Origin of the sequence: Streptomyces sp. NPDC008139, from assembly GCF_042957025.1 — a bacterium.
Classification (GTDB): domain Bacteria; phylum Actinomycetota; class Actinomycetes; order Streptomycetales; family Streptomycetaceae; genus Actinacidiphila.
In genome coordinates this window covers 1-21,214 of the sequence record NZ_JBIBHM010000031.1, presented here as the reverse complement: position 1 = coordinate 21,214, position 21,214 = coordinate 1, and the positions used below count along the sequence as shown (strand labels likewise).

Annotated in this window: 21 protein-coding genes and 1 pseudogene; 16 read left to right on the top strand and 6 right to left on the bottom strand. The window is 72.1% G+C overall.

Going from position 1 to position 21,214, the window contains the following annotated elements; genetic code table 11:
• Nucleotides 1–55: 55 nt before the first annotated feature.
• Nucleotides 56–445 (bottom strand): putative immunity protein, encoded by a 390-nt coding sequence (locus ACFZBB_RS34460; protein ID WP_391131096.1) that lies wholly within the window; start codon nt 443–445, stop codon nt 56–58.
• 838 nt (nt 446–1,283) lie between these two features.
• On the opposite strand from ACFZBB_RS34460, the gene ACFZBB_RS34455 reads away from it, so the two are divergent.
• The 12 genes from ACFZBB_RS34455 to ACFZBB_RS34400 all read left to right on the top strand — a co-directional run bounded on the left by ACFZBB_RS34455 (nt 1,284) and on the right by ACFZBB_RS34400 (nt 12,524).
• Nucleotides 1,284–1,970: a hypothetical protein gene (locus ACFZBB_RS34455; RefSeq protein ID WP_391131093.1), complete on the top strand. Its 687-nt coding sequence runs from the start codon at nt 1,284–1,286 to the stop codon at nt 1,968–1,970.
• Nucleotides 1,971–2,219: 249 nt separating this feature from the next.
• Nucleotides 2,220–2,846 carry a sigma-70 family RNA polymerase sigma factor gene (locus ACFZBB_RS34450; RefSeq protein WP_391131090.1) on the top strand — a complete coding sequence of 209 codons (627 nt, stop codon included), beginning with the start codon at nt 2,220–2,222 and terminating at the stop codon, nt 2,844–2,846.
• 286 nt (nt 2,847–3,132) lie between these two features.
• Complete coding sequence (locus ACFZBB_RS34445; RefSeq protein WP_391131087.1) at nt 3,133–3,342, top strand: hypothetical protein; 210 nt, start codon at nt 3,133–3,135, stop codon at nt 3,340–3,342.
• 171 nt (nt 3,343–3,513) lie between these two features.
• Nucleotides 3,514–3,771 (top strand): hypothetical protein, encoded by a 258-nt coding sequence (locus tag ACFZBB_RS34440; RefSeq protein WP_391131083.1) that lies wholly within the window; start codon nt 3,514–3,516, stop codon nt 3,769–3,771.
• Nucleotides 3,772–3,958: 187 nt separating this feature from the next.
• Nucleotides 3,959–4,492, top strand: coding sequence for a copper chaperone PCu(A)C (locus tag ACFZBB_RS34435; RefSeq protein ID WP_391131080.1), 534 nt, complete (start codon nt 3,959–3,961; stop codon nt 4,490–4,492).
• 65 nt (nt 4,493–4,557) lie between these two features.
• Complete coding sequence (locus ACFZBB_RS34430; RefSeq protein ID WP_391131078.1) at nt 4,558–4,788, top strand: hypothetical protein; 231 nt, start codon at nt 4,558–4,560, stop codon at nt 4,786–4,788.
• Nucleotides 4,788–7,127 carry a heavy metal translocating P-type ATPase gene (locus ACFZBB_RS34425; RefSeq protein WP_391131075.1) on the top strand — a complete coding sequence of 780 codons (2,340 nt, stop codon included), beginning with the start codon at nt 4,788–4,790 and terminating at the stop codon, nt 7,125–7,127. The genes ACFZBB_RS34430 and ACFZBB_RS34425 overlap by 1 nt, the downstream gene beginning before the upstream one ends.
• A gap of 243 nt (nt 7,128–7,370) precedes the next feature.
• Entirely contained in the window at nt 7,371–8,834 is a 1,464-nt protein-coding gene (locus ACFZBB_RS34420) for a PepSY domain-containing protein (RefSeq protein ID WP_391131072.1), read from the top strand.
• Nucleotides 8,831–9,526, top strand: coding sequence for a DUF5134 domain-containing protein (locus ACFZBB_RS34415; protein ID WP_391131069.1), 696 nt, complete (start codon nt 8,831–8,833; stop codon nt 9,524–9,526). The genes ACFZBB_RS34420 and ACFZBB_RS34415 overlap by 4 nt, the downstream gene beginning before the upstream one ends.
• A gap of 138 nt (nt 9,527–9,664) precedes the next feature.
• Nucleotides 9,665–10,702, top strand: a complete 1,038-nt coding sequence (locus ACFZBB_RS34410; protein WP_391131066.1) for an ABC transporter substrate-binding protein — start codon at nt 9,665–9,667, stop codon at nt 10,700–10,702.
• 56 nt (nt 10,703–10,758) lie between these two features.
• Nucleotides 10,759–11,724, top strand: coding sequence for an iron chelate uptake ABC transporter family permease subunit (locus ACFZBB_RS34405; RefSeq protein WP_391131102.1), 966 nt, complete (start codon nt 10,759–10,761; stop codon nt 11,722–11,724).
• Nucleotides 11,721–12,524: an ATP-binding cassette domain-containing protein gene (locus tag ACFZBB_RS34400; RefSeq protein WP_391131063.1), complete on the top strand. Its 804-nt coding sequence runs from the start codon at nt 11,721–11,723 to the stop codon at nt 12,522–12,524. The genes ACFZBB_RS34405 and ACFZBB_RS34400 overlap by 4 nt, the downstream gene beginning before the upstream one ends.
• A 43-nt stretch (nt 12,525–12,567) precedes the next feature.
• Here ACFZBB_RS34400 and ACFZBB_RS34395 read toward each other — a convergent pair.
• Together ACFZBB_RS34395 and ACFZBB_RS34390 are read right to left on the bottom strand one after the other, a co-directional pair.
• Nucleotides 12,568–12,855, bottom strand: a pseudogene (locus ACFZBB_RS34395) (GNAT family N-acetyltransferase); the annotation flags it as partial.
• Between the two features lie 70 nt (nt 12,856–12,925).
• Nucleotides 12,926–13,150 carry a hypothetical protein gene (locus tag ACFZBB_RS34390; RefSeq protein WP_391131105.1) on the bottom strand — a complete coding sequence of 75 codons (225 nt, stop codon included), beginning with the start codon at nt 13,148–13,150 and terminating at the stop codon, nt 12,926–12,928.
• Nucleotides 13,151–13,375: 225 nt separating this feature from the next.
• Between ACFZBB_RS34390 and ACFZBB_RS34385 the strand changes: the two genes are divergently transcribed.
• The gene (locus ACFZBB_RS34385; RefSeq protein WP_391131061.1) at nt 13,376–13,801 is read left to right on the top strand and encodes an ATP-binding protein; all 426 of its coding nucleotides are present in this window, start codon (nt 13,376–13,378) and stop codon (nt 13,799–13,801) included.
• Between the two features lie 138 nt (nt 13,802–13,939).
• Here the strand turns inward: ACFZBB_RS34385 and ACFZBB_RS34380 are convergent, their stop codons facing one another.
• The 3 genes from ACFZBB_RS34380 to ACFZBB_RS34370 all read right to left on the bottom strand — a co-directional run bounded on the left by ACFZBB_RS34380 (nt 13,940) and on the right by ACFZBB_RS34370 (nt 18,894).
• Nucleotides 13,940–14,194 carry a hypothetical protein gene (locus tag ACFZBB_RS34380; RefSeq protein ID WP_391131058.1) on the bottom strand — a complete coding sequence of 85 codons (255 nt, stop codon included), beginning with the start codon at nt 14,192–14,194 and terminating at the stop codon, nt 13,940–13,942.
• Nucleotides 14,195–14,398: 204 nt separating this feature from the next.
• Nucleotides 14,399–16,636 carry a catalase gene (locus ACFZBB_RS34375; RefSeq protein ID WP_391131099.1) on the bottom strand — a complete coding sequence of 746 codons (2,238 nt, stop codon included), beginning with the start codon at nt 16,634–16,636 and terminating at the stop codon, nt 14,399–14,401.
• Between the two features lie 665 nt (nt 16,637–17,301).
• Nucleotides 17,302–18,894: a CHAD domain-containing protein gene (locus ACFZBB_RS34370; protein WP_391131055.1), complete on the bottom strand. Its 1,593-nt coding sequence runs from the start codon at nt 18,892–18,894 to the stop codon at nt 17,302–17,304.
• A 242-nt stretch (nt 18,895–19,136) separates the two neighbouring features.
• Here ACFZBB_RS34370 and ACFZBB_RS34365 point away from each other — a divergent pair, with 242 nt between their 5' ends.
• From ACFZBB_RS34365 to ACFZBB_RS34355, 3 genes are all read left to right on the top strand, one after another.
• Nucleotides 19,137–19,265 carry an LPFR motif small protein gene (locus ACFZBB_RS34365; protein WP_391131052.1) on the top strand — a complete coding sequence of 43 codons (129 nt, stop codon included), beginning with the start codon at nt 19,137–19,139 and terminating at the stop codon, nt 19,263–19,265.
• Nucleotides 19,266–19,290: 25 nt separating this feature from the next.
• Nucleotides 19,291–20,433, top strand: coding sequence for a glutamate--cysteine ligase (locus ACFZBB_RS34360; protein ID WP_391131049.1), 1,143 nt, complete (start codon nt 19,291–19,293; stop codon nt 20,431–20,433).
• Nucleotides 20,434–20,748: 315 nt separating this feature from the next.
• Nucleotides 20,749–21,072, top strand: coding sequence for a plasmid stabilization protein (locus ACFZBB_RS34355; RefSeq protein WP_391131046.1), 324 nt, complete (start codon nt 20,749–20,751; stop codon nt 21,070–21,072).
• The last annotated feature ends 142 nt before the right edge of the window (nt 21,073–21,214 follow it).

Below are 21,214 nucleotides of genomic sequence, written 5' to 3'. Positions count from 1 at the left end.
GCGAGTACTTACTGGGTGGCGCCACTTCTTCCTCGTTTCCTTGTTCAGGACAACCCTATTGGGTGCCTGTCCGGAAACTTCGGGGCCCCTCACAGGCCCGCAGGATGTGGCCGACCTGGGCGGCCTGGGCGAGGGGGTGCAAATACGCGGCCGATGCGGCGTCCCCGGCGGACCGCGCGGCCAGTCGCGCGGCTTCGGAGGGCGCGGACCGGGCGGCCCGATGGGCGTCGAAGGCTGCGACCCGCTGCGATGTCGTCCGATTGGCGCCGTTGACGAACGCCCGGGCCGCGTCGATCGCCGCCCGCGGACGCGGATCATCGGGAACAGCCCGCTCGAAGACCGGCAGGACCTCCTCCGCGTGCCCCACCACGTAACGCGCCACGACGCGCAGTTCGTCCATCGTCAGATCGAAGTCCCCGGACACGGTGTGCGTGCTCCTCGCCATGTCCCCGCATCGTATCCCTGCCCCCGGCCCCTTCCTCAGCCGCTCAGGCCACGCGCCTCCGATGTGCCCTGCGGGTCGGGACGGGGGTGCTTTGGCGCAGGCATCGGCTCCGAAGCGGCTGGGCCGGTCCGAGGTTCCGGCGGCACGGTCCACCCAGGCACTCAGTGGGGCTGGGCGCGGGCGGCCTTCCCGTCGCGGTCACCTCCAGGAGCGGCGCCAGCGATGTTCCGTCCGCCGTGGTCACCGTCGCGGACCGGACCGGACCGCGACCGAGGCCGCAGGGCTCAACGGCGTTCCGGCGGCGCGTCAGCGAAGGGCGGCGACGACTACTCCGCGAACCCGCTGCCGCCCTCGGCCACCTGGCGGGCGGGCAACTCCGCAGGTTCCCCCGCCTGTTCTTGTCCAATGCAGGCACCGTCCACTGCGGCGGGCCCGGTCCTGTCGGTGACCACCGCGATCGCCGCCCAGCGTTCCGACACCACCGATGCACTCAGGTCGGCGCATGGACCGCAACCGGAGAGCCCACCGCAACACCTTTCGCAAGCTGATCGCTATTGCATTCAATGTGCAATAAGGTACCGCGCCGGGGCCGCCTCCGGCCCCCGATGGCCGCGGGAAGCGGCGCGTCCGTCGCGCTCGATGTGGAGTCCGTCATGGAGTACGAGCGGCGCGGCGCCGTCTGGCGCCGCTCCTGACCGGCGCGGCGGGAGCGGACTCCGGATCGGCGGCGAGTGAGGCGCGGGGTGCGGGTACGGGAGTGCTCGGCCGCGTCCCGGTTCGGGTGACTTGGGCGTGCCCCGCCGGGTGAAGGACGGTGCACGGCTGGCACGATGGCGGGATGCCCTCGGTCCGCGGACTTCGCCTCGCACGCTCGGTGATGTTCGCCGCTGTGTGCGTCGTGGTGAGCGGGATGGGGCACGCGGTCGCGTCGGGCTCCGGCGTGCCGATGTGGACGCTGGCGTACTCCTTCGGCTGCGTCACGGCAGGAGCCTGGTGGTTCACCGGCCGGGAGCACGGCGTCCGCGCCCTGACGGGTGCGACCGTGGTCGTCCAGGGCGCGCTGCACTGCCTGTTCATGCTCGGTCAGATGCTGCCCCCGCCGCAGGCCGGTGACGCGGCGACGTATCCGGACGGCATGTCCGGAATGGTCATGGCCGATCCGGGGCGGACGACGGCCGCGGTGCCGTCGGTGCCGGGAGCGGGCGGGCACGCGATGGCGATGCACGAGTGGTCGCCCGGCATGCTCGCCGTCCACGCCGCCGTCGCCGTGCTGAGCGGTCTGTGGCTCTGGCGCGGCGAGGTGGCGCTGCACCGCCTCGGCCGGGCGCTGGCGGCCTTCCTGACCAGGCCCGTACGACGGGCGCGCCGCCTTCGCACGGCGGTCGTCCTTCCCGCGCGGCCGCCCGCCCCGCCTCTCGCGGGCGAGCCGCCCGTCCGCCGCCCCGCCCAGGTCTGGCTGCGGCACTTCGTGGTGCGGCGCGGGCCGCCGCGCATCGACGCGCTCCACCGACTGGCGCCCGTCTAGACGCCTCCGGTTCTCCGACGCCCCTGCCCCGCGCGGCCCCGCGCCGCCCGTGGGCCGCTGTCGTGTGCCGCCGTCCGACGGGCGCGGCGCCGGCGCGCCCCGGGACGTCGTTTCCCGTGGTGCGCGCCGGACTCCTTCCCAGGCTCCCGCACGGGATCCGCGAGCCGGTCCGCCGCCACGGCGTCCCCGCGCGGAGCCGCCCGTCGGCGGGACCGTACGCACGGTCCCGCGCAAGTGGAGGACCCCACGATGACGATGCCAACTCCTGCCCGAGGGACCGTGCGGCAGCGCCTTTCCGCCGTACGCGACGACACCCAGGTGACCGCCTGGGCCATCGCCGCGGGCGGCGGTGACGAGGACGCCGCCGATCGGTTCGTCCGGGCGACCCATGGCGACGTCCGCCGATTCGTCGCCCATCTGACCGCTGATCACTCCGGTGCGGACGACCTCACCCAGGAGACGTACCTGCGAGCGCTGGTCAGCCTGCCGCGGTTCGCGGGACGCTCGTGCGCCCGTACGTGGCTGCTGTCGATCGCCCGCCGGGTGGTCGTCGACCGCTACCGGTACGACGCGGTCCGGCCGCGGCTGTCCGGCGGTGACTGGCTGGACCTGGCCGAGCGCAGGCTGCCCGACGGCGCGCCCGGCTTCGAGGAGGGCGTGGCCCTGCTCGACTTGCTGAGCACGCTGGAGCACGGACGCCGCGAGGCGTTCGTGCTCACCCAGATCATCGGACTGCCGTACGCCGATGTCGCCGCGATGACCGGCTGCCCGATCGGGACCGTACGGTCCCGCGTGGCACGGGCCCGTGACGACATCGGCGCGATGCTCCGCGCGGCCGAGCAAGGGCCCGAGGAGGTGATGCCGGCGGCGAGTTGAGCATCGCCGTACCGGGGGCGGAGGGCTGTACGCGGCCTTCCGCCCCGCACGCCGTCCGGCCGGGCAAGCAGCCCTCTTCCTCAGAAGTCGGATGAACGGCACCACAAGTTCCCGTGTGTCGCGCCGGGCGGAAGCACACGGGGCACAGCGTCGTGGACCCCGCGCCGGGCACGCTCCCACACGGTGTCCGGCTCCCGCGTGACCGGAACGCCGCCGGGTAATCCCGTCATGGACCGGCGGTCCACTGCGCCGCCGGACGCAACCCCGATCCGAAGGAACGGACACCATGACCGACCTCAGCTCCCTGGAACCCCTGGCCACCTTCTGCGGTAAATGCGACTGCGGCTGCCCCCAGCTCTTCGTCGACCCCGCCGCCCCCGTCGAGCAGCGCGTGGTCATCACCGACGACTTCGGTCGGCAGGTGCGGATGAGCGCCGACCAGTTCTCGTCCCTGGTGGACGAGGCCAAGTCCGGCAAGTTCGACGCGATCGCCTGAGATGTACGACCCGTACGGCTCGGGCGCGTTGGGCCGCTCCCCGCACGAGCGGCGGTACCGCCGTGTCCGTACACGCGGGGGCGGCCTCGGATGAGCCGCCTCCGATCGAGCGGGTGGCGGGGCGCTGACGCGCCGGACTGGCCATGGGAGCGGCCCGGACCGTCCCGGCGAGTGCCACGTCCCGCCCTGCCGCCTTCCGTCGCCGGCACGGCGGTGCTCAGCGCCGGTTACGGCTGGCTCGGCGCCGTTCTCGGCGGCACCCCCGGCGCCGTCGCGGGCGCGGTGCTCGGCCTCGGGTTGAGCGCCCTGCTGTTCCTGCTGCTCGACCGGGCCGTCACCGGCCGGTCGCGCGGCCGGGCCCGCGCCGCCCGCACCTTCGGCACCTCCGGCAGGAGGCGACGGCGCGGCCACGGCGGTCCCACGCTCTGACCCGCCGAGGATCCGCCCGCCGTACAGCTGCCTGCCGCCTGCCGCCTGCCGCCAGCCGCCTGCCGCCCGAGCGCGCCGCCCAGGTCAGGACGGCGGCATCGGCAGGTACCGGCATGGGCCCGAAACCGGAGCCGGGGAAGCCCTGCGCCCGGGAACTCGACGCCCCTGCGCCCCGACTACTCCTGGTGTGAAGCACGACACCGCCGGCCCGTCCGGCGCCGAAGCCAAGCGCGCTCCTGAAGGTACGCCACGGCCGTCCGCCCTGGTGCGCACCGCTCTCGTCCCCGTCGCCGCCGTAGCGGTGACCCTGTTCGGCCTGCTGCTCTACGCCTCATCGGGCGCCGCCGGCAGCCCGCCGGCCAGGATCGAGATCGCCGACGGGCGCGTCCTGGCACCGACCAACCCGGATCACACCTCGGCCTACTTCACGCTGCGCAACACCGGTGAATCCGCGGACACACTGCTCTCGGTCACCTCGCCGCAACTGGGCCCGGTCATGATCGCGCGGACCGTCGTCAAGGACGGCGCCGGCCGGATGACCAAGGCGGACGGGATCCATCTCCCGCCGGGCGGCACGTACGTGATGACGCCGTCGAGCAGCGACCTCATGCTCCCGTCGGCGAGCTGGCTGACCGCCGGGCGGACCGTCGACTTCGACCTTCACTTCGCGGGCAGCGGCACCAGTCGGGCCCGCGCCGCGGTCGTCCCGCTCGGCCGCTGACCCCGCGCCTTCCGCCCGCCGCCCCGCCTCCCTCTTCGCGCCCCCACGGAATTCTGGAGCCACTCATGTCCGCCTCTGCCCCGCCTGGATTCCCGGCCGGCGTCCTTGCCAGGCCGCCGGTGATCGTCGCCGCTTTCCTGCTGCTGCTCCTGGCCGCGTTCGCGGTGGCCTACTCCGCCGGATCCAGCATCGGACCGGTCAACCCCCGGATGCACCCGGCGCGTACCGGAGTCCCCGCACACGACGGGAACGGTACGCACGGTTCCGGCGGTATGACCGGAATGGACGGCATGTGATGAGCGCCGCCCGAACGACCGCCACGGCAACGGCAACGGCCACCGCCACGACCGACCTGACCGTGACCGGCATGACGTGCGCCGCCTGCGTGAGCCGGGTGGAGAAGCGACTGGCCCGGCTCGACGGCGTGACCGCCACCGTCAATCTGGCCACCTCCACCGCGCACATCACCCACCCCGCCTCGTACGCCCCGGCCGAGTTGGTCGCGGCGGTCGAGGCGGCCGGATACGGCGCGTCCCCGCGCGCCGCCGAGCCCGAGCCCGAGTCCTCCGCCGACGCCGGCGCCGCCGACCGGCGGGCGCTGATCCGGCTGCTGGCCGTGGCCGTCCTCGCGCTGCCGGTGCTCGCGCTGTCGATGGTGCCGTCCTGGCAGTTCGAGAACTGGCAGTGGTTCTGCTTCGCCCTCGCCGTACCGGTGGCGACCTGGGGAGCATGGCCCTTCCACGTACGGGCACTGCGCGGCCTTGGGCACGCCACGGCCACCATGGACACCCTGGTCTCACTCGGCGTGGCGGCCTCGTTCGGGTGGTCCTGCTACGCGCTGTTCTTCGGCGGCGCCGGGTCCGCCGACTACCGCATGCCGTTCACCCTGCTGCCGATGCTCGGCCACGGCACCCATATCTACCTGGAGGGCGCGGTCAGCGTCCCACTGGCGGTGCTGGCCGGTCGTGTGCTGGAGGAGCGGGCCCGGCGCGGCACCGGCGCTGCGCTGCGGGCGCTCGCCCGGCTCACCGTCTCCGAGGTCGCGCTGCGCGGCGACGACGGCACGGAGACGCTCGTTCCGCTCGCCCGCCTGCGGGTCGGCGACGTCTTCACCGTCCGGCCGGGCGAAAGGGTGGCGACCGACGGCGTCGTCGTGGACGGCGCCTCCGCCCTCGACCTGTCGCTGGTCACGGGTGAGAGCGAACCCGTCGAGGTCGGCCCGGACGCGCCTGCGGTCGGCGGCGCGGTCAACGCCGGCGGTCTGCTGCACGTGCGCGCCACCGCGGTCGGCGCCGACACCCAACTCGCCTGGATCAGCCGGATGGTGACCGACGCGCAGACCGAGAAGGCGAGCGCCCAGCGACTGGCCGACACCGTGGCCGGGATCTTCGTCCCGACCGTGCTGGCCATGGCCGTCACCGTGCTGGGCTTCTGGCTCGGGGCCGCAGCCGCCCCCGAAGCGGCGGTCACCGCCGCCGTCGCCGTCCTTGTCGTGGCCTGCCCCTGCGCACTCGGCCTCGCCACACCCACCGCTCTGCTGGCCGCGACCGGCCGAGGCGCCCGTCTCGGCGTCCTGGTCTCCGGTGCCCGCGCCCTGGAGTCACTGCGCGTCATCGACACCGTCGTCCTGGACAAGACCGGCACCCTCACCACCGGGCACATGTCCGTCACCGCGCTGACCGCGCGCCCCGACGGGCTCGGCGCCGATGCCGTGCTGCGCCTGGCCGGCGCCGTCGAGCAGGGGTCGGAACACCCTCTCGGCAGGGCGATCATCGCGCACGCCCGCGCACTGCCCACCCTCGACGCCCTCCCCGAGGTCGCGGACTTCCGTGCCACCGCCGGAGTCGGTGTCACCGGCCTTGTCGAAGGACACCGCGTCGAGGTCGGCACACCCCGCAGCGACCTGACCGGTGTCCTCGCCGACGCGGTCCGTACGGCCAACGCCGCCGCCCACACCAGCGTGCAGATCACCGTCGACGGCGTCCCCGAAGCGGTCGTCGCCCTCGGCGACCCGCTCCGCTCCGACGCCTACCGTGCTGTGGACCACCTGCGCCGTCTGGGCGTACGGCCTGTGCTGGCCACCGGCGACCGCAAGGCACCGGCCGTCGCCGTCGCCGACGCCCTCACCATCACCGACGTCCACGCGGGACTGACCCCGGCGGACAAAGCCGCCCTCGTGGCCGAACTCCGCTCCCGGGGCCACCGGGTCGCCGTCCTCGGCGACGGCGTCAACGACGCCGCCGCCCTCGCCTCGGCCGACCTCGGCATCGCCATGGGCACCGGCACGGACGCCGCCGCCGCCGCGGCCGACGTCACCCTCGTCCGCGCCGACATCCACGCCGTCGCCGATGCCGTACGCCTGGCCCGCCGCACCATGGCCACTATCCGCGCCAACCTCGTCTGGGCCTTCGCCTACAACCTCGTCACCGTCCCGCTCGCCGCCACCGGCTGGCTCGACCCGATGCTCGCCGCCGTCGCGATGTCCGCCAGCTCCCTCCTGGTCGTCGCCAACAGCCTGCGCCTGCGCACCTGGCAGCCCCAGTCGCCCCGACCGGTCAACTCCCGCCCTACGCGGGCCTCTTCCCGGACCGCACCCCGAGGTCTGCCCGCGTCCCGCCTCACCGACCGGACCTGAAACCGCCCTCTACTACGCCGGCAGCGATCGCTACGCGGAGGCTCCCGAACGCGAACCCGGCCTCGGAGGACAGAGCCGCAAGCGGGCCCATGGGCCGCCGCCCACGGGCCATGTCCTGCCAAGGACTCCGGCATCGCCAATCGACACGGACATGCTCGGAACTCGACGCTCCGTCTGTCCGACGAATGAAGAGGCGGGCGCGCTCCGCTGCCCCATTCTCGGCACCACTTGGCAGGAGACGGCATGGCAGTGGACGACACCGCTCTGGACGCGGGGAGACGGAACGAGGAAGACGCCGACTTGGCCGACGGCCTCGACGCCCCACAGCCCGCGCTCGGCTTCTCCGGCCCGACGTCGGCGCCCGGGCGGTGGGCGTCCGTCCGTCCGCTGGTGCTGCGCCTCCATTTCTACGTCGGCGTGCTCATAGGCCCGTTCCTGCTCGTCTCGGCGACGACCGGACTGATCTACACCGCCGCGCCGCAGATCGAGCAGATCGCGTACCGGCACGAATTGCGGGTGACCGCCCAGAGCCCGGACCACGTGGTGCCCCTGGCCGTGCAGGTCGCCGCGGGCAAGGCGGCGGTACCGGGCGGAACCCTCCAGTCGGTCAGCCCGCCCGCAGGACCCACGGACACCACCCGTGTGCTCTTCAGCGCTCCCGGCGTTGCCGACGGGTACAGCAGGACGGCGTTCGTGGACCCGTACACCGGCAAGGTGCGCGGCGTCCTGACCACGTACGGCCAGTGGCTGCCGGTACGGGCCTGGCTCGACACTCTGCACCGCACCCTGCACCTGGGCGAGTTCGGCCGCAACTACAGCGAACTGTCGGCGAGTTGGCTGTGGGTGGAAGTGCTCGGCGGACTCGCGCTCTGGCTGGGGGCGCGCCGCCGGAAGGGCGAGCGACTGCGCCGGACGGTGCTGCCGCGCGTGAAGAGCGCGACCGGCCGCCGCAGGATACTGTCGTGGCACGCCGCGGTGGGTCTCGGGGTCTCGCTCGGCCTGCTCGGACTGTCGGCCACCGGACTGACCTGGTCGAACCATGCCGGCGCCAACATCGGCGACATCCGGGCCCAATTGAAGGGCGGCAGCCCGTCGCTGTCCACGGCCCTGCCCGCCGTCGGCCCGGCCTCGGACAGGAACCCCCGGTCCGTCGGCATCGACACCGTGGTGGACTCCGCACACCGCGCGGGGCTCGGCGGCCTGCTGAATGTCACCCCGCCGAGCGGCCCGGACCAGGCGTGGACCGTCCGCGAGAACACCCGCCACTGGCCCGAGCGCCAGGACTCGGTGGCCGTGGACCCGTACACCGGGAAAGTCACCGCCACGCTCCGGTTCGCGGACTATCCGCTGCTGGCCAAGCTCACCCGCTGGGGCATCGACGCCCACATGGGCCTGCTCTTCGGCGTCGCCAACCAGATCGTGCTCGCGCTGTTGGCGATCAGCCTCATCACGATGATCCTGCTCGCCTACCGGATGTGGTGGCTGCGCAGGCCGACCCGGTCCAGCGGGCCGGCGCTGGGACGCCCGCCCGAGCGAGGGCCATGGCGCCGACTTCCCGGACGGGTCCTGGCTCCCGCGGTTGTCGTCGTCGCCGTGCTCGGCTACTACCTGCCACTGCTCGGCATCCCCCTGCTCGTCTTCCTCGCCACCGACCTCGTGCTCGGCGCGATGGCACGGCGGCGCACGGCTCAGGAAGGCGCCCGATGATCGCGGCACATGGGCTGCGCTGGATCCTGACCGTCCTTTTCGTCGTGGTGACGGCGGTCAGCCTGGCACGGGCGCTGCGGCCGGACCCGGCCCATGCGGCAGCCGAACGGACGACGCACGCGCTCCACGCCGCGATGGGTCCCGCCATGGCGGTGATGGTCTGGCCGCGTGGCATGGACGTTCCGGGCACCCCGCAGGCGGCCTTCTTCGCTCTCGCCGCAGCCTGGTTCGTCGCGGCGGCCCTGTTCCGGGGCCGCTGGATCTGGCAGGCGGCGGGGGAGGAGCCGCATCCCCGGACCCATACGATCCTGCACGCGTTGATGATGGGCGCGATGGCCTGGATGGTGCTCGCCATGCCCGGTGGCATGAACAGCGGCCACTCCGCCGCCGGAGCGGGTTCCATGGCCGACATGCCGGGGATGAAGATGTCCGGCCCCGGCGCAGGGATGTCCATGCGACTCCACGGCGCCTTCCACGCCGTGGCCGTCGTGCTCCTGGTCGTCTTCGTGGCGGTGGGACTGTGGTGGCTGTCCAGGGCCTTCGACACCGCCCGACTCACCCCGGAACCGGCCGTCGCCTCGGCGTCCGGGGCGAACCGGGCGGAATCCGCCGCACTTCGCCGAGCCGTGGACGCCGGGTGTCACGGCGCGATGGCCCTGGGAATGGCCGTGATGCTCCTCGTCATGGTGTGAGGCGAGCGGACCGACGACGGGGCGGCGAGGGCTCCCTGGCGCTCTGCCCGCGGACGTTCTCGCCATCGGCCGGAACTTTGGCGCTCCGGCCTGCGACTACTGGATCAGAAACCCTCACTTTGCACCCGGGAGTTACGCATGCCGAAGAGACGAACCGCCGCCGCGACCCTGGCCGGCGCGCTCTGTCTGGTCACCGTTTCGGCATGCGGCGGGACCTCCCACGACACCGCCGGCGACAAGGCATCGTCACCCGCACCCCACTCCGGCTATCCGGTGACCCTCACCAACTGCGGGCAGACCGAGACGTTCACCAAGGCCCCCAGCCGCGTGGTGGTCATGAACGGCGCCTCCGTCGCGGAGGTCTCCACACTGCTCGCGCTCGGCCTCGGCGACCGGATCGTCGCCAACGAGCAGACCTACGGGATGTCCGAGGTCCCCGGCCGCGCCGAGGCCATCAAGGCCCTGCCCACCGGTGGCATCAAACTCAACGACGCCTACGACATCCCCCGCGAAGCGATGATCGGCCTGCGACCGGACTTCGTACTGTCCGTCACCTCGTACGGCTTCGACTCGAAGAACGGCTTCGCGACCCGCCAGCAGCTCAGGACAGTTGACGCGAACAGCTACATCTCCCCGCAGGGCTGCGACGACGACCCCTCCAAGATGACCGTCTCCGACAGCTACAGGTTGCTGCGCGACATGGGCAAGGTCTTCAACGTCAGCGACCGGGCGGAGAAGCTGATCGCCGCCTCCGAGAAGTCGATCGCCGAGGTGTCCGCGAAGGTGCGGGGTGAGAGGAGACCGAACGTCATGGTGCTCTTCTCCAACATGTCGATGGGCGGCAACGACTTCAGCTCGGTCGTCGCCAACGGCATCATCAACGACATCCTCAGCAAGGCCGGCGGCGCCAACGCCTTCGCATCGGCGACCAAGACCACCTTCGCCGACCTGAGCAAGGAGAAGGTCGCCGCCACCGACGTCGACGCCCTCGTCGTCATCAGCTACAACGACCCCGACCCGGCGGCCTACGCCAAGCAGCTTCTCAAGGAGTTCCCCCAGTGGCCGGCCGCCAAGAACAACACCTACACCGTGCTGTCCGACTCCCTGTACCTCGGACCCAGCAACGACCTGGCCGTCGCGAAGATCGCGAAGGTGCTGCACCCCGACCGGTTCTGAAGCGCCTGCGCTTCCCCGTCGCCCTGCTCGGGCTCACGGTCGTGCTGATCGCCGTCATGATGGTCGCGGTCAGCATCGGCGCGGTCACCGTCCCCCTGGGCGACGTGTGGCGGATCATCGTCCACCATGTCTCCGGCCGCGGCGCGTCCGGTGACGTGGCGCTGGACCAGATCGTGTGGAATTTCCGCGCACCCCGGGTGGTGCTGGCCGCCCTGGCCGGCGCCGGCCTGGCGGTGTCCGGGGCGGTCTTGCAGACCGTGGTGTCCAACCCGCTGGCCGACCCGACCGTGCTCGGCTTCTCCTCCGGCGCCTCCCTCGGCGCGGTCCTGGTCATCACCGCGGGCGGCGCCACGGTCGGCGGGCTCGGGGTGTCGGCGGCGGCGTTCCTCGGCGCCCTCGCCGCCGGTGTCCTGGTCTTCGCCCTCGGCCAGCGGCGCGGGCGGCTGGCCCCGACCCGGTTGGTGCTGGCCGGAGTCGCGGTCGGCTACGTCCTGCTGTCGGCGACCAGCTTCCTGCAACTGCGGGCAACCCCCAACGAGTTGCGGACGGTGATGTTCTGGATGCTCGGCAGCGTCGCCGGCGCGCAGTGGAGCCAGCTGCCCACCATCACCGCCGTCGTGGCCGGGACCACCGCCGTCCTGGCACTGTTCGGCCGGCGCCTGAACGTCCTGCTGGCCGGCGACGAGTCGGCCACCGCGCTCGGCGTGGACGTCAACCGGCTGCGGGCCGTGCTGCTGGTGCTGTCCTCACTGCTGACCGGAACCGTCATCGCGGTGGCCGGCGGCATCGGCTTCGTCGGCCTGATGATCCCCCACATCGTCCGCCTCACCACCGGCGCCGACCACCGCAGGCTCCTGCCCCTGACCGCCCTCCTCGGAGCGGTCTACCTCGTCCTGGTCGATCTGCTCTCCCGCACCCTGGACCGCCCCAACGAACTGCCGCTGGGCATCCTCACCGCCCTGCTCGGCGCACCCTTCTTCCTGTGGCTGCTGCGCCACAACAAGGGCCTGGACACCGCATGAGACTCACCGTGGACCAACTCCACATCACCCTGGACCACCGCCCGATCCTCCGCGACGTCACCCTCGAAGCAGCCAAGGGCGACATCGTCGGACTCGTCGGCCCCAACGGCAGCGGCAAATCCACCCTGCTCCGCGCCGTCTACCGCTCGCTGCGCCCGGCCGGCGGAGTGGTCCGCGTCGGCGGCGACGACGTGTGGGCACTGTCCGCCCGCACCGCCGCCCGCCGCACCGCCGCCGTGCTCCAGGACGCCACCGGCAACACCACCGGCCTGACCGTCACCGAGATCGTCGCCCTGGGCCGCTCACCCCACCACGGCCTGCTCGGACGCGACGGCGCCGACGACCACAGGGCTGTCGAGGACGCCCTGGACCGCTGCGGGGTGCGGCCCTTCGCCGACCGCGAGTACGCCACCTTGTCCGGCGGCGAACGCCAACGCGTCCTGCTCGCCCGCGCCCTCGCCCAGCGCCCTCAACTCCTCGTCCTGGACGAGCTGACCAACCATCTGGACATCCGCGCCCGCTTCGAACTGCTCGACCTCATCCGGACCACCGCGACCACCACCCTGGCCGCCCTCCACGACCTCGACCTGGCCGCCCGGCTCTGCGACCACCTCGTCGTCCTCCACGAAGGCGCCGTCGTCGCCGCGGGCCCGGTCCTGGACGTCCTCACCCCCGACACTCTGCGCGAGGTCTTCGGGGTGCGGGCCACCACCGACCGCCACGCCGACGGCGTCATCCGCGTCACCTACGCGGCTCAGCCGCTCGACATCGCCGTGCCCGCCCAGGCCGCGGATCAGTGACGCAGGCGTCTTCAGCCCGGAGAAGGAGAACGCACCAGGGGCGTCACCCGGTCCCGTCAGCGGACGGCGGCCCGAGACGGAGGCTCATCAGGATCTCGTCGCGGTCGTCACCGGGCCCCAGACGCAGCGCGCCGGGCCCCCGGCCGACCTCGGTCCAGCCGGCTTTCTGGTAGAAGGTCTCCAGGCCGAGCCCGCCCCGTGCGGTGAGCTTCAGCCGTTCGAGGCCCATGGCGTCACGGGCGATGTCGGCGGCGGCCCGCATGAGAACGGCGCCGATGCCCCTGCGCCGGTGGGCGAGGTGTGTGCGCACGTGGTTGACCACCACGCAGTGGTACGCCCCGCCGCCGGTCGTCCGGACGGACTCGCCGCGGCGCCCTGGGCGTTGGGGGTCGTGATGCCGATCAAGGCATCGTCGGGCCGTGCCCCGCCCACTGCTGGCGCAGAGCCCGCGCGTCCTCGACGGAAGGGAAGAGGCGCAGGACGGCGCCGACGCCGACGAGCTCGAACAGGCAGTCAAGCGGCGCGCACAGTCCGACGATCCGCAGGTCGGCTTGCTGATGTGTGCGGATCAGCGGGTTGAGGAAGGTGGAGTCGCCGAACGTGACGCCAATGATGTCGAGGACCACCGCGGGAGCTGCGGCGGCTGGAATCGGGCTCTGACGTCGACATACGGCATATGTCGAACACCGAGCCGGTCATGGTCCGGTCGGCGCTGCCCGGTACCGACATGCGGGGGGCTCGGGAACCCAGCTCTTCCGACCCCGTGCCGGGACACGGCGAACTCATCACCGAGAGCGGATGAGTACTGTGCAGAGGCCACGCATCCGGTGACGGGAACCGTGAAATGCCGCGTGCAGTGGAAGCGAAAGGGCGGTGCGGTGCGGGTCAATGCGGTCTACCGCGGGGAGTCGGCGGACATCGCCGCCGCCCGTGATCTTGTCACGGTCTTGTTCACGGAGCTGGAACGCGCGAGCGCGCCCGTGGCGGCCAGAGCTGTCGGCGATGTGCTGCTCGTGGTCAGCGAACTGGTCACCAACGCGGTGAAGTACACCGAGGGACCCTGCGGCCTCGGCCTCCACGTCACCGGCGGCGTGCTGCGGATCGAGGTGTGGGACACATCCACCACGCCGGTGACAGTGATGGGCGCCAATCCCGACCGGGTCGGCCGCCACGGTCTGGAGATCGTCACTGCCCTGTGCGGCGGATTCAAAACCGCCGCCACGGCCACGGGCAAGCTGATCAGCGTGGAGATGCCAGTCCCGCGTGCCGACGCCTGAGCCTAGCGATCGCTTCCGGCGCGGCTGACTCAGGGCCCCGCGGCGCCGGAGCACCGCGTGTGCCGCTGTGACCGGGCGTGGGGGCCTGTCGGCATCGCTCGCCGCACCACGTCACGCTGACCGATGCGGCGGAGAACATCACTCCTCGTCGTGAAGTTTCTTGCTGGGGGCGCCCTGCTCGGGGTCGTCGTCGATGGTCTGCCAGCTCTGGCCGCGCTGCGCCTCGCCGGTCGCGGTGGGGTCGAGGTGCGTCGGCGGGCCGGGGGAGCGACGGGACCGCAGACGGCGGCTGCCGTACCAGAAACCGCCGAGCAACACCGCGGCCACGACGAGCGCGGCAAGGATGAACAGGCCCGACGAATTCAGGCCGGTGGCGAGGTTCAGGGGCGGCATGACGGGCCTTTCTCCGTTCTTTGGAATCTTTGGGGACGCAGCCGACGAAGTCGTACCCTCCGTATAACCCATGATCGTCCCGGTAATCCGGCAACCCGCAGTCGGCGAGCGCCATCGGACCGAATGGCGACGCAAGGGCCGTCGTGCCATTGAGGGGCGGGCGGCCCACACCCCCCGGGGGTGTGGGCCGCATCGCACGCGAGCTCATACGGCCGGGCTGAAGCGGTCCCAGGCGCGGTGGTGTCCCATCAGCTCGGTGAGGCGTTCCAGCGCCGCGTCCCCTGTGTCGGCGGTCACCACTCCGGGAGCTTCGGAGGAGATGCCTGCGGTTGCGAGGACATCGGCCCCGTCCGCCCAGGCGCCCAGCGCCTTGCCGTGCCGGTACGCCTCGTTGACCAGCAGCAGCACCCGGGGGTCGATTCCGGAGACCGCCGCCGCGATGTCGTCGGCCTTGGCGTCGCGTGCGCCGCTGGCGTCGGCGCCCGGGGCTGGTGCGCCGGCAAGCAGGATGGCGTCGAACTCGGTGGACCGCGCGGTGGCGAAGGTCCGCTGGACGGTGACCGGGTCACCGTCCTGGTCGAGCACGCCGCCGGTCGGGGCGATGACCAGCGGGACCATGTCGGCGTCCAGGACTGCCTGGCGCACCGACCGGACGCCGGTCAGGTCCTGGTCGCCCGCGGTGACGATGCCGACGATCCGGCCGTCGGTCGGCCAGGCGCCGCCGAGCTGGGAGAGCGCGGGGCTGGGCTGCGGGTCGTTCAGGGCGACGGTCGGCTCGGGTGCGGGAAGGCCGAGGCCGGTGGCGACCCGGGCGCAGAGGTGGGTGTCGATGTTGGCGAGTACCGTCAGGGCCCGTTCCTTGACGGCCGTTTCGTAGCACTTGTTCAGTTCGAAGGTGTAGGCGCCGATGATGTGTTCGCGTTCGGTCGGGGTCATGCTGAGCCAGAACAGCCGGGCCTGGCTGAAGTGGTCGTCGAAGGATGCCGGTGCTTCGCGGACTTTGCGGCCCGCGGGCACCAGCGCCGGGACCTCGATGTAGGCGCCGTCGTCGGCGCCGGCGAGGAACGGACAGCCGCCGTCGAGGGAGTTGGGCCGGTAGGGGGCCGCCCCGGAGTGCACGGCGGTCTGGTGCATGCCGTCGCGGAGCATGTCGTTGACGGGCGCGTGGGTGCGGTTGACCGGGAGCTGGCCGAAGTTGGGGCCGCCCAGCCGGCTGATCTGGGTGTCGAGGTAGGAGAAGAGCCGGCCCTGGAGCAGCGGGTCGTCGGTGACGTCGATGCCGGGCACGAGGTGTCCGACATGGAAGGCGACCTGTTCCGTTTCAGCGAAGTAGTTGGACGGGTTGGCGTTCAAGGTGAGCAGGCCGATCGGCTGGACCGGTGCCAGCTCCTCCGGGACGATCTTCGTCGGGTCCAGCAGGTCGATGCCCTCGAACGTCTGGTCTTCGGTGTCGGGGAAGGTCTGCACGCCCAGTTCCCACTGGGGGTACGCGCCCGCCTCGATCGCGTCGGCGAGATCCCGGCGGTGGAAGTCGGGGTCCATGCCCGCGGTGATCTGTGCCTCCTCCCACACCAGTGAGTGAACACCGAGCTTCGGCTTCCAGTGGAATTTCACCAGTGTGGTGGCGCCGTCGGCGTTGACGAGCCGGAAGGTGTGGACGCCGAAGCCCTCCATCATCCGGTAGGAGCGCGGGATGCCCCTGTCGGACATGTTCCACAGCGTGTGGTGGGTGGCCTCGGTGTGCAGGGTGACGAAGTCCCAGAAGGTGTCGTGCGCGCTCTGTGCCTGCGGGATCTCCCGGTCCGGATGCGGTTTCCCGGCGTGAATGACATCGGGGAACTTGATCGCGTCCTGGATGAAGAACACCGGGATGTTGTTGCCGACCAGGTCGAAGACGCCCTGGGTGGTGTAGAACTTCGTCGCGAAGCCACGGGTGTCGCGCACGGTGTCGGCGGAACCGCGCGAGCCCAGGACGGTGGAGAACCGGACGAACACCGGCGTCTGCACGTCCTTGCCCAGGAACGCGGCCTTGCTGATCCCGGCGGCGGTCCCGTAGCCCTGGAACACTCCGTGCGCCGCCGCGCCGCGGGCGTGCACGACCCGCTCGGGGATCCGCTCGTGGTCGAAGTGGGTGATCTTCTCCCGCAGGTGGTGGTCCTGGAGCAGCACAGGGCCGCGCGGACCGGCCTTCAGCGAGTGGTCCGTGTCGTACAGCCGCGCGCCCTGCGCGGTGGTCAAGAATTCACCGCTCTGCGCGACGCGGTCCCCGGGTGCGCCCGTCTCCTGCCCGGTGGGGCTGTACGACTCCGGCCCGCGCTGGTCGGTCTTGGGCGGCAGCGGACCGGCCGGTTCGGTCGGCTCATCGACCAGCGGGGCCACCGGACCGGGGGCACCGGGGATCTCGTTGCCGGGATGTACGACCTCCTGGACCTTCTCGGCCATCTTGTCGGCCACGGCCGTCACTGGGTTCTTCTTCTTGGTGCTCACAGAAACTTCCGATCACTCGACGGAGCGGCGCTGTCGCGGGGAAGCGGCAGCGCTCGGGCAGACACACGTTCACGCGACGACCGGGTACCCGGTGGCGCTCATGCGACACACCTGCCATCGGCCACCTGGCGGTCCGGCGGTCGGGTCGGCTCGACTGACCACCGCCGGTGCTCCACGTCCGAAATGTCTACCGGGTGGGGTGCTACGGAGTGACGATGTCCACGCTTCCGTGCGCCTGGGCGACAGAAGCCGTCAAATCCTCGACCCGCACCCGCTCACGTACGCCCCAGACGGCGGTGCGCACCTTTCCACCGGGGTCGCCACCGGCTGCCCGGACTCGTTGCCTGCGCCCGCCCGAGTTCCCCGATGTCCCGTGCAGCCGGCGTCACGTCGCAGCCGCGGGCGACCAGCTCGGCCCCGATGAGCAGGCCGAGGCCCCGCGAGCCTCCGGTCACCACGGCGGACAGTCCGGCGATCGACTCGGCTGCGAAGGGGGCGCGGCGCGGCATTGTGGTCGGTCGGCGCGGCGTCGAGGTGGATGACGGCCGAGCCAACCCCGGCTGACACAGGTGGCCCCACTCGTGGGAGAACCGTCTGCCCTGCGCGTCCCGCCCCGTGGGTCAGGTCAGTCGGGTCAAGCGTGGCTTGGCGGCCTTGCGTCCGACGCGGGGGAGCCGTTCCCGGGCCGCGCGGGCTGTGTCGGTTTGGGCGGCGTACAGGAGCCCATGGCCGAACGTGTCCGCACCGGGGCGGCGGGCCTCCTCGGCCGCCAGGAAGAGCAGTTCCTTGCGTGCCACCACGGCGTCCTGGTGCTCTCCCAGTAGCTGCTGGACGGCCTTGGTGCGCTTTCGCAGCACACGGGCCCTCTTCCCTGTGTAGGGCCGCGCTGTCTCGGCGGTGTGCCGGGCGCGCCGGGCGGCCTTGCGGACGGAGTGCAGCGCCTTCGCGCGCTCGGCTCCCTCGGGTGTGTGCTCGGCGGCGACGAGCCGCTTCCGGAGCCGCCGGCCGTCACGCTCTGCTGTCTTCCGCAACTGCTTGGCCGCGGATTTGCCTGCCCTGCCCCGCAGCGGCGGGTCCGCGAGCAGGCCATCCAGCGCGTCCAGCAGCGCGAAGTAGCGGGCGCCGTCGAGCTGTTCGGATGCCGTACGCCACGCGGCGTCGTGCCGGGCCCGTTCCTGCTTCCGTACCCGCTTCGCCAGACCTTTGAGGGCCGGGCGCAGGGCGGGGTCCTTTTGTCGGAGCGCCTCGGCCTGGGCGGCCAGCCGCTCCGCGATGACCTCGTGGTCACGGGCGGCGGCCAGGAGGTGGATGAGCCAGCGCAGTTCGTCCGCGACCGGGTCGGTGCGGGACCTGTCCAGCAGCCTGCGCTGGCCGCGCAACAGATTGCGCGACCGCCTGGCGGCCGAGCGCATCCGGTGCACGGCTTCATGCTGGTCGGCGCGGACTCCCGGGTCGACCGCGAGGAGCTCGTCGAGCTGTTGGCGAAGGCGGTTCATGACGGCCTCACCCGCCGAGCCCGAGGGGAGGGCGTCCGCCTTCTCGGTGCGACCGGCGCTTCCCCCGGTCGCGGCCAGTTCGTCGGCAAGGGCGTGGTCGAGCTTGTGGGCGCTGGGCGAGCGGTGCCAACCAGCGGATTCGAGGCATCGGGCGGCGGCGTCCAGGAGGTCCGGCCCGCCGTCCACCAGTTCCACCTCGACTTCGGACCATTGCGTGATCCGAGTCCGCCCCCCGCCCGGCTCGCCGGGCGTTTCGTGCCCCTGCGGGTCCAGCGTCTGGGCGGCTACGGCGTCCTGCGCGACCTCGGCCAGGCAGCGCTTTCGTTTGTCCAGCAGCAGATAGCGGCGGCGGTGCGTGCGCATGTGTGCGACCGGCGCCAGTTCGGCGCCGCGGGCGTACGCCGCGGTTCGGCGCAGCAGTTCGCCGGGGACCGTCCCGGCTCTGCCGGCGTTGAGGGGGGCGTGGACTTCGGTGCGGCTGGAACCGTTCGCCGGTAGTTTGATGTGCCAGCCGGCGTCGTGGCCGCCGCTGCGGCGGCGAAGCGTAACCCCATGGGTCAGCAGCCGCAGATCGGTGGTGTCGTAGTAGACGGCGTCGAGTTCTTCGGGCTCCTCTTCCCGCACGTGGGCCACGGCGGTCAGCCGTCGCAGGATTCGCGGGTCGAAACGTCCGGCTCCTTCGAATTTGGCTTCTCGTTCGCGATGGACGGTTGTCATTCCCTTCGCCTGCCCGCCCGAGGACCGGGCAACCGCGCGGTGCCGGGTGGGCCGCCGAGGGCGGGGTGGGCGGCCCTCACCCTGCCCGGACTACGGCCCGCAGCGCCTCCGGGAGCGCGAGACGGCGCCCTCATACCTGACTGATTTGTGGGTAGACACCGATTCGAGGCCCCGTGGCGGGTGCCGGTCGGGCCGGTAGGCGCTGACGGCGACCGCAACCGCGCACGGAGGGAGGACGAACCGTGCTCAAGGCAATCGCAAATGTGTTCGGGAAGATCGGCAGTGCTGCCGCCACGGTCGTGAGCCTGCCGTTCCGCGCCGTGGGCCGCCTTTTCGGCGGGGCGTCGGACACTGGCCGCGGCGGCCACTGACTCTCCGGAGGGATCGAGGCGACCGGTGCGCACGACGGGCGTGACTCTGGGGGTGGAGGAAGAATTCCTCCTGCTGGATCGGCGAACCGCACTGCCGGTGCCACGCGTGGGCGAGCTCCAAAGAGCGGCGGAGCGGGAGTCCGAGCTGAACGGCGAGGAGGTCGACACCGAGCTCCTTCAGTCCATGGTGGAGGTGGCGACTCCGGTCTGCTCCGGTCTGGACGGAGTCGCCGCGCATCTGGCCCGGTTCCGCACGTCGTTGAGGTCCGCGGCCCGCCACGTGGACTGTCGGCTCGCGGCGACCGGCGGCTCGCCCTTCATGGCCGAGGCGTCGGTGCCCGTCACCGGTGAGCAGCGGTACCAGGAGATGCGGGCGAAGGCCGCGCGCCTGGTCGACGAGCAGTTGATCTGCGGGATGCACATCCACGTCGCCGTGCCCGACCGCCAGGCCGGCGCCGCCGCACTCGGCCGGTTGCGCCCCTGGCTGCCGACGCTGGTCGCGATGGGTGCCAATTCTCCCTTCTGGGACGGCGACGACACCGGCTTCGCCAGTTGGCGCACGGTGGTCTTCGGCCGCTGGCCGGTGAGCGGTTCGCCGCCGTTCTTCTCCGGCGCCGCCCACTACGAGGAGCGGGTGGCAGCCCTGCTCGGCACGGGCGTCATCGCCGACCGGCACCAGCTCTACTGGCACGCCAGGCTCTCCGACGACTACCCGACGCTGGAGATCCGCTCACCCGACGTACAACTCGACGTCGAAAGCGCCGTCACCCTCGCCGGACTCGCTCGCGCGATGGTGGTGACGGCGTTGGACGAAGGCCGCCGCGCGACGCGTCCTGTCGACCCGTCGGCAAGCGTGCTCCAGGCCGTGAGCTGGCACGCCGCCCGGCACGGACTGAGTGCTGACCTCGTCGACCCGCGCACCGAAACGCCCGTCCGCGCGGCGGACGCGGTCGGCGGTCTCCTGGATCACGTCACTCCCGCGCTCAAGGGACTCGGCGACCTCGGTCGGGTGACGGCCGGGGTGCGGCGGTTGCTCGACAACGGTGCGGGAGCCGAAAGGCAGCGCGGCGCCCTCGCCCGAGGCGGCACCGGAGAACTGCTCGACCTGATAGCCCCCGAGCCCGTCGACGCGGCCGAGGCGACACGGGCCGCGCCCCGGGTGTGCTGATCACGAGCGTTGTTGACACGTGCGGGTGCTGGTCGGCGGTGGCGGCCCGCCGTCACCGAGCGTTTGGCGAACCAGGCCGTTCTGCTCGGCTTTACGCGGAATTTCTCAGCGCCGAGGAGATTTTCCGGGAACCGGCGGAAGGCACGGCCCGGGCGGCGTGGGCCGCCCGGGCACGCTGAGCCATTCGGCCCGCGTCGACGGGCGCCGCCGCTCGGCCGGTAGCGAGAATCAGTGGAGGTCATCAGGCATTGGGCGCCCGGGCGACGGTTAGGGCGCGGGGCGGGGGTAGGCGCAACGGACAAGGAGGTGGGCACCATGCCCCGTGGATCGAACGCGAAGCGTGAACGGCAGTACGAGCACATCAAGGACAGCGCCAAGGACCGTGGCGAGTCCGAAGAGCGGGCCGAGGAGATCGCGGCCCGTACGGTCAACAAGGAGCGCGCCCGTTCCGGGGAGTCCCGCACAGCCAGCCGCACCTCGACCAAGGACATGTCGTCGTCCCGGCGCGGTGGGCTCCGCTCGCACTCCGGCTCGGGCGGCCCGACAAGGGACCAGCTCTACAACGAGGCCCGCCAGCGCGGCGTCAAGGGCCGTTCGAACATGACGAAGGCGCAGCTCGCCAAGGCCCTTGGCCGCTAGGACCAGGACCCCTCGGCCGCTGACGCCGTTCAGCGGACGTCCGGGCGCCCGTCCAGGACGCTTCGTGATCGCACACGGGTAGGTGGCTTCGGGATGACGAACGGGACCGGTGGCAGTGCCGCACCGGGCAGGGACGAGACGC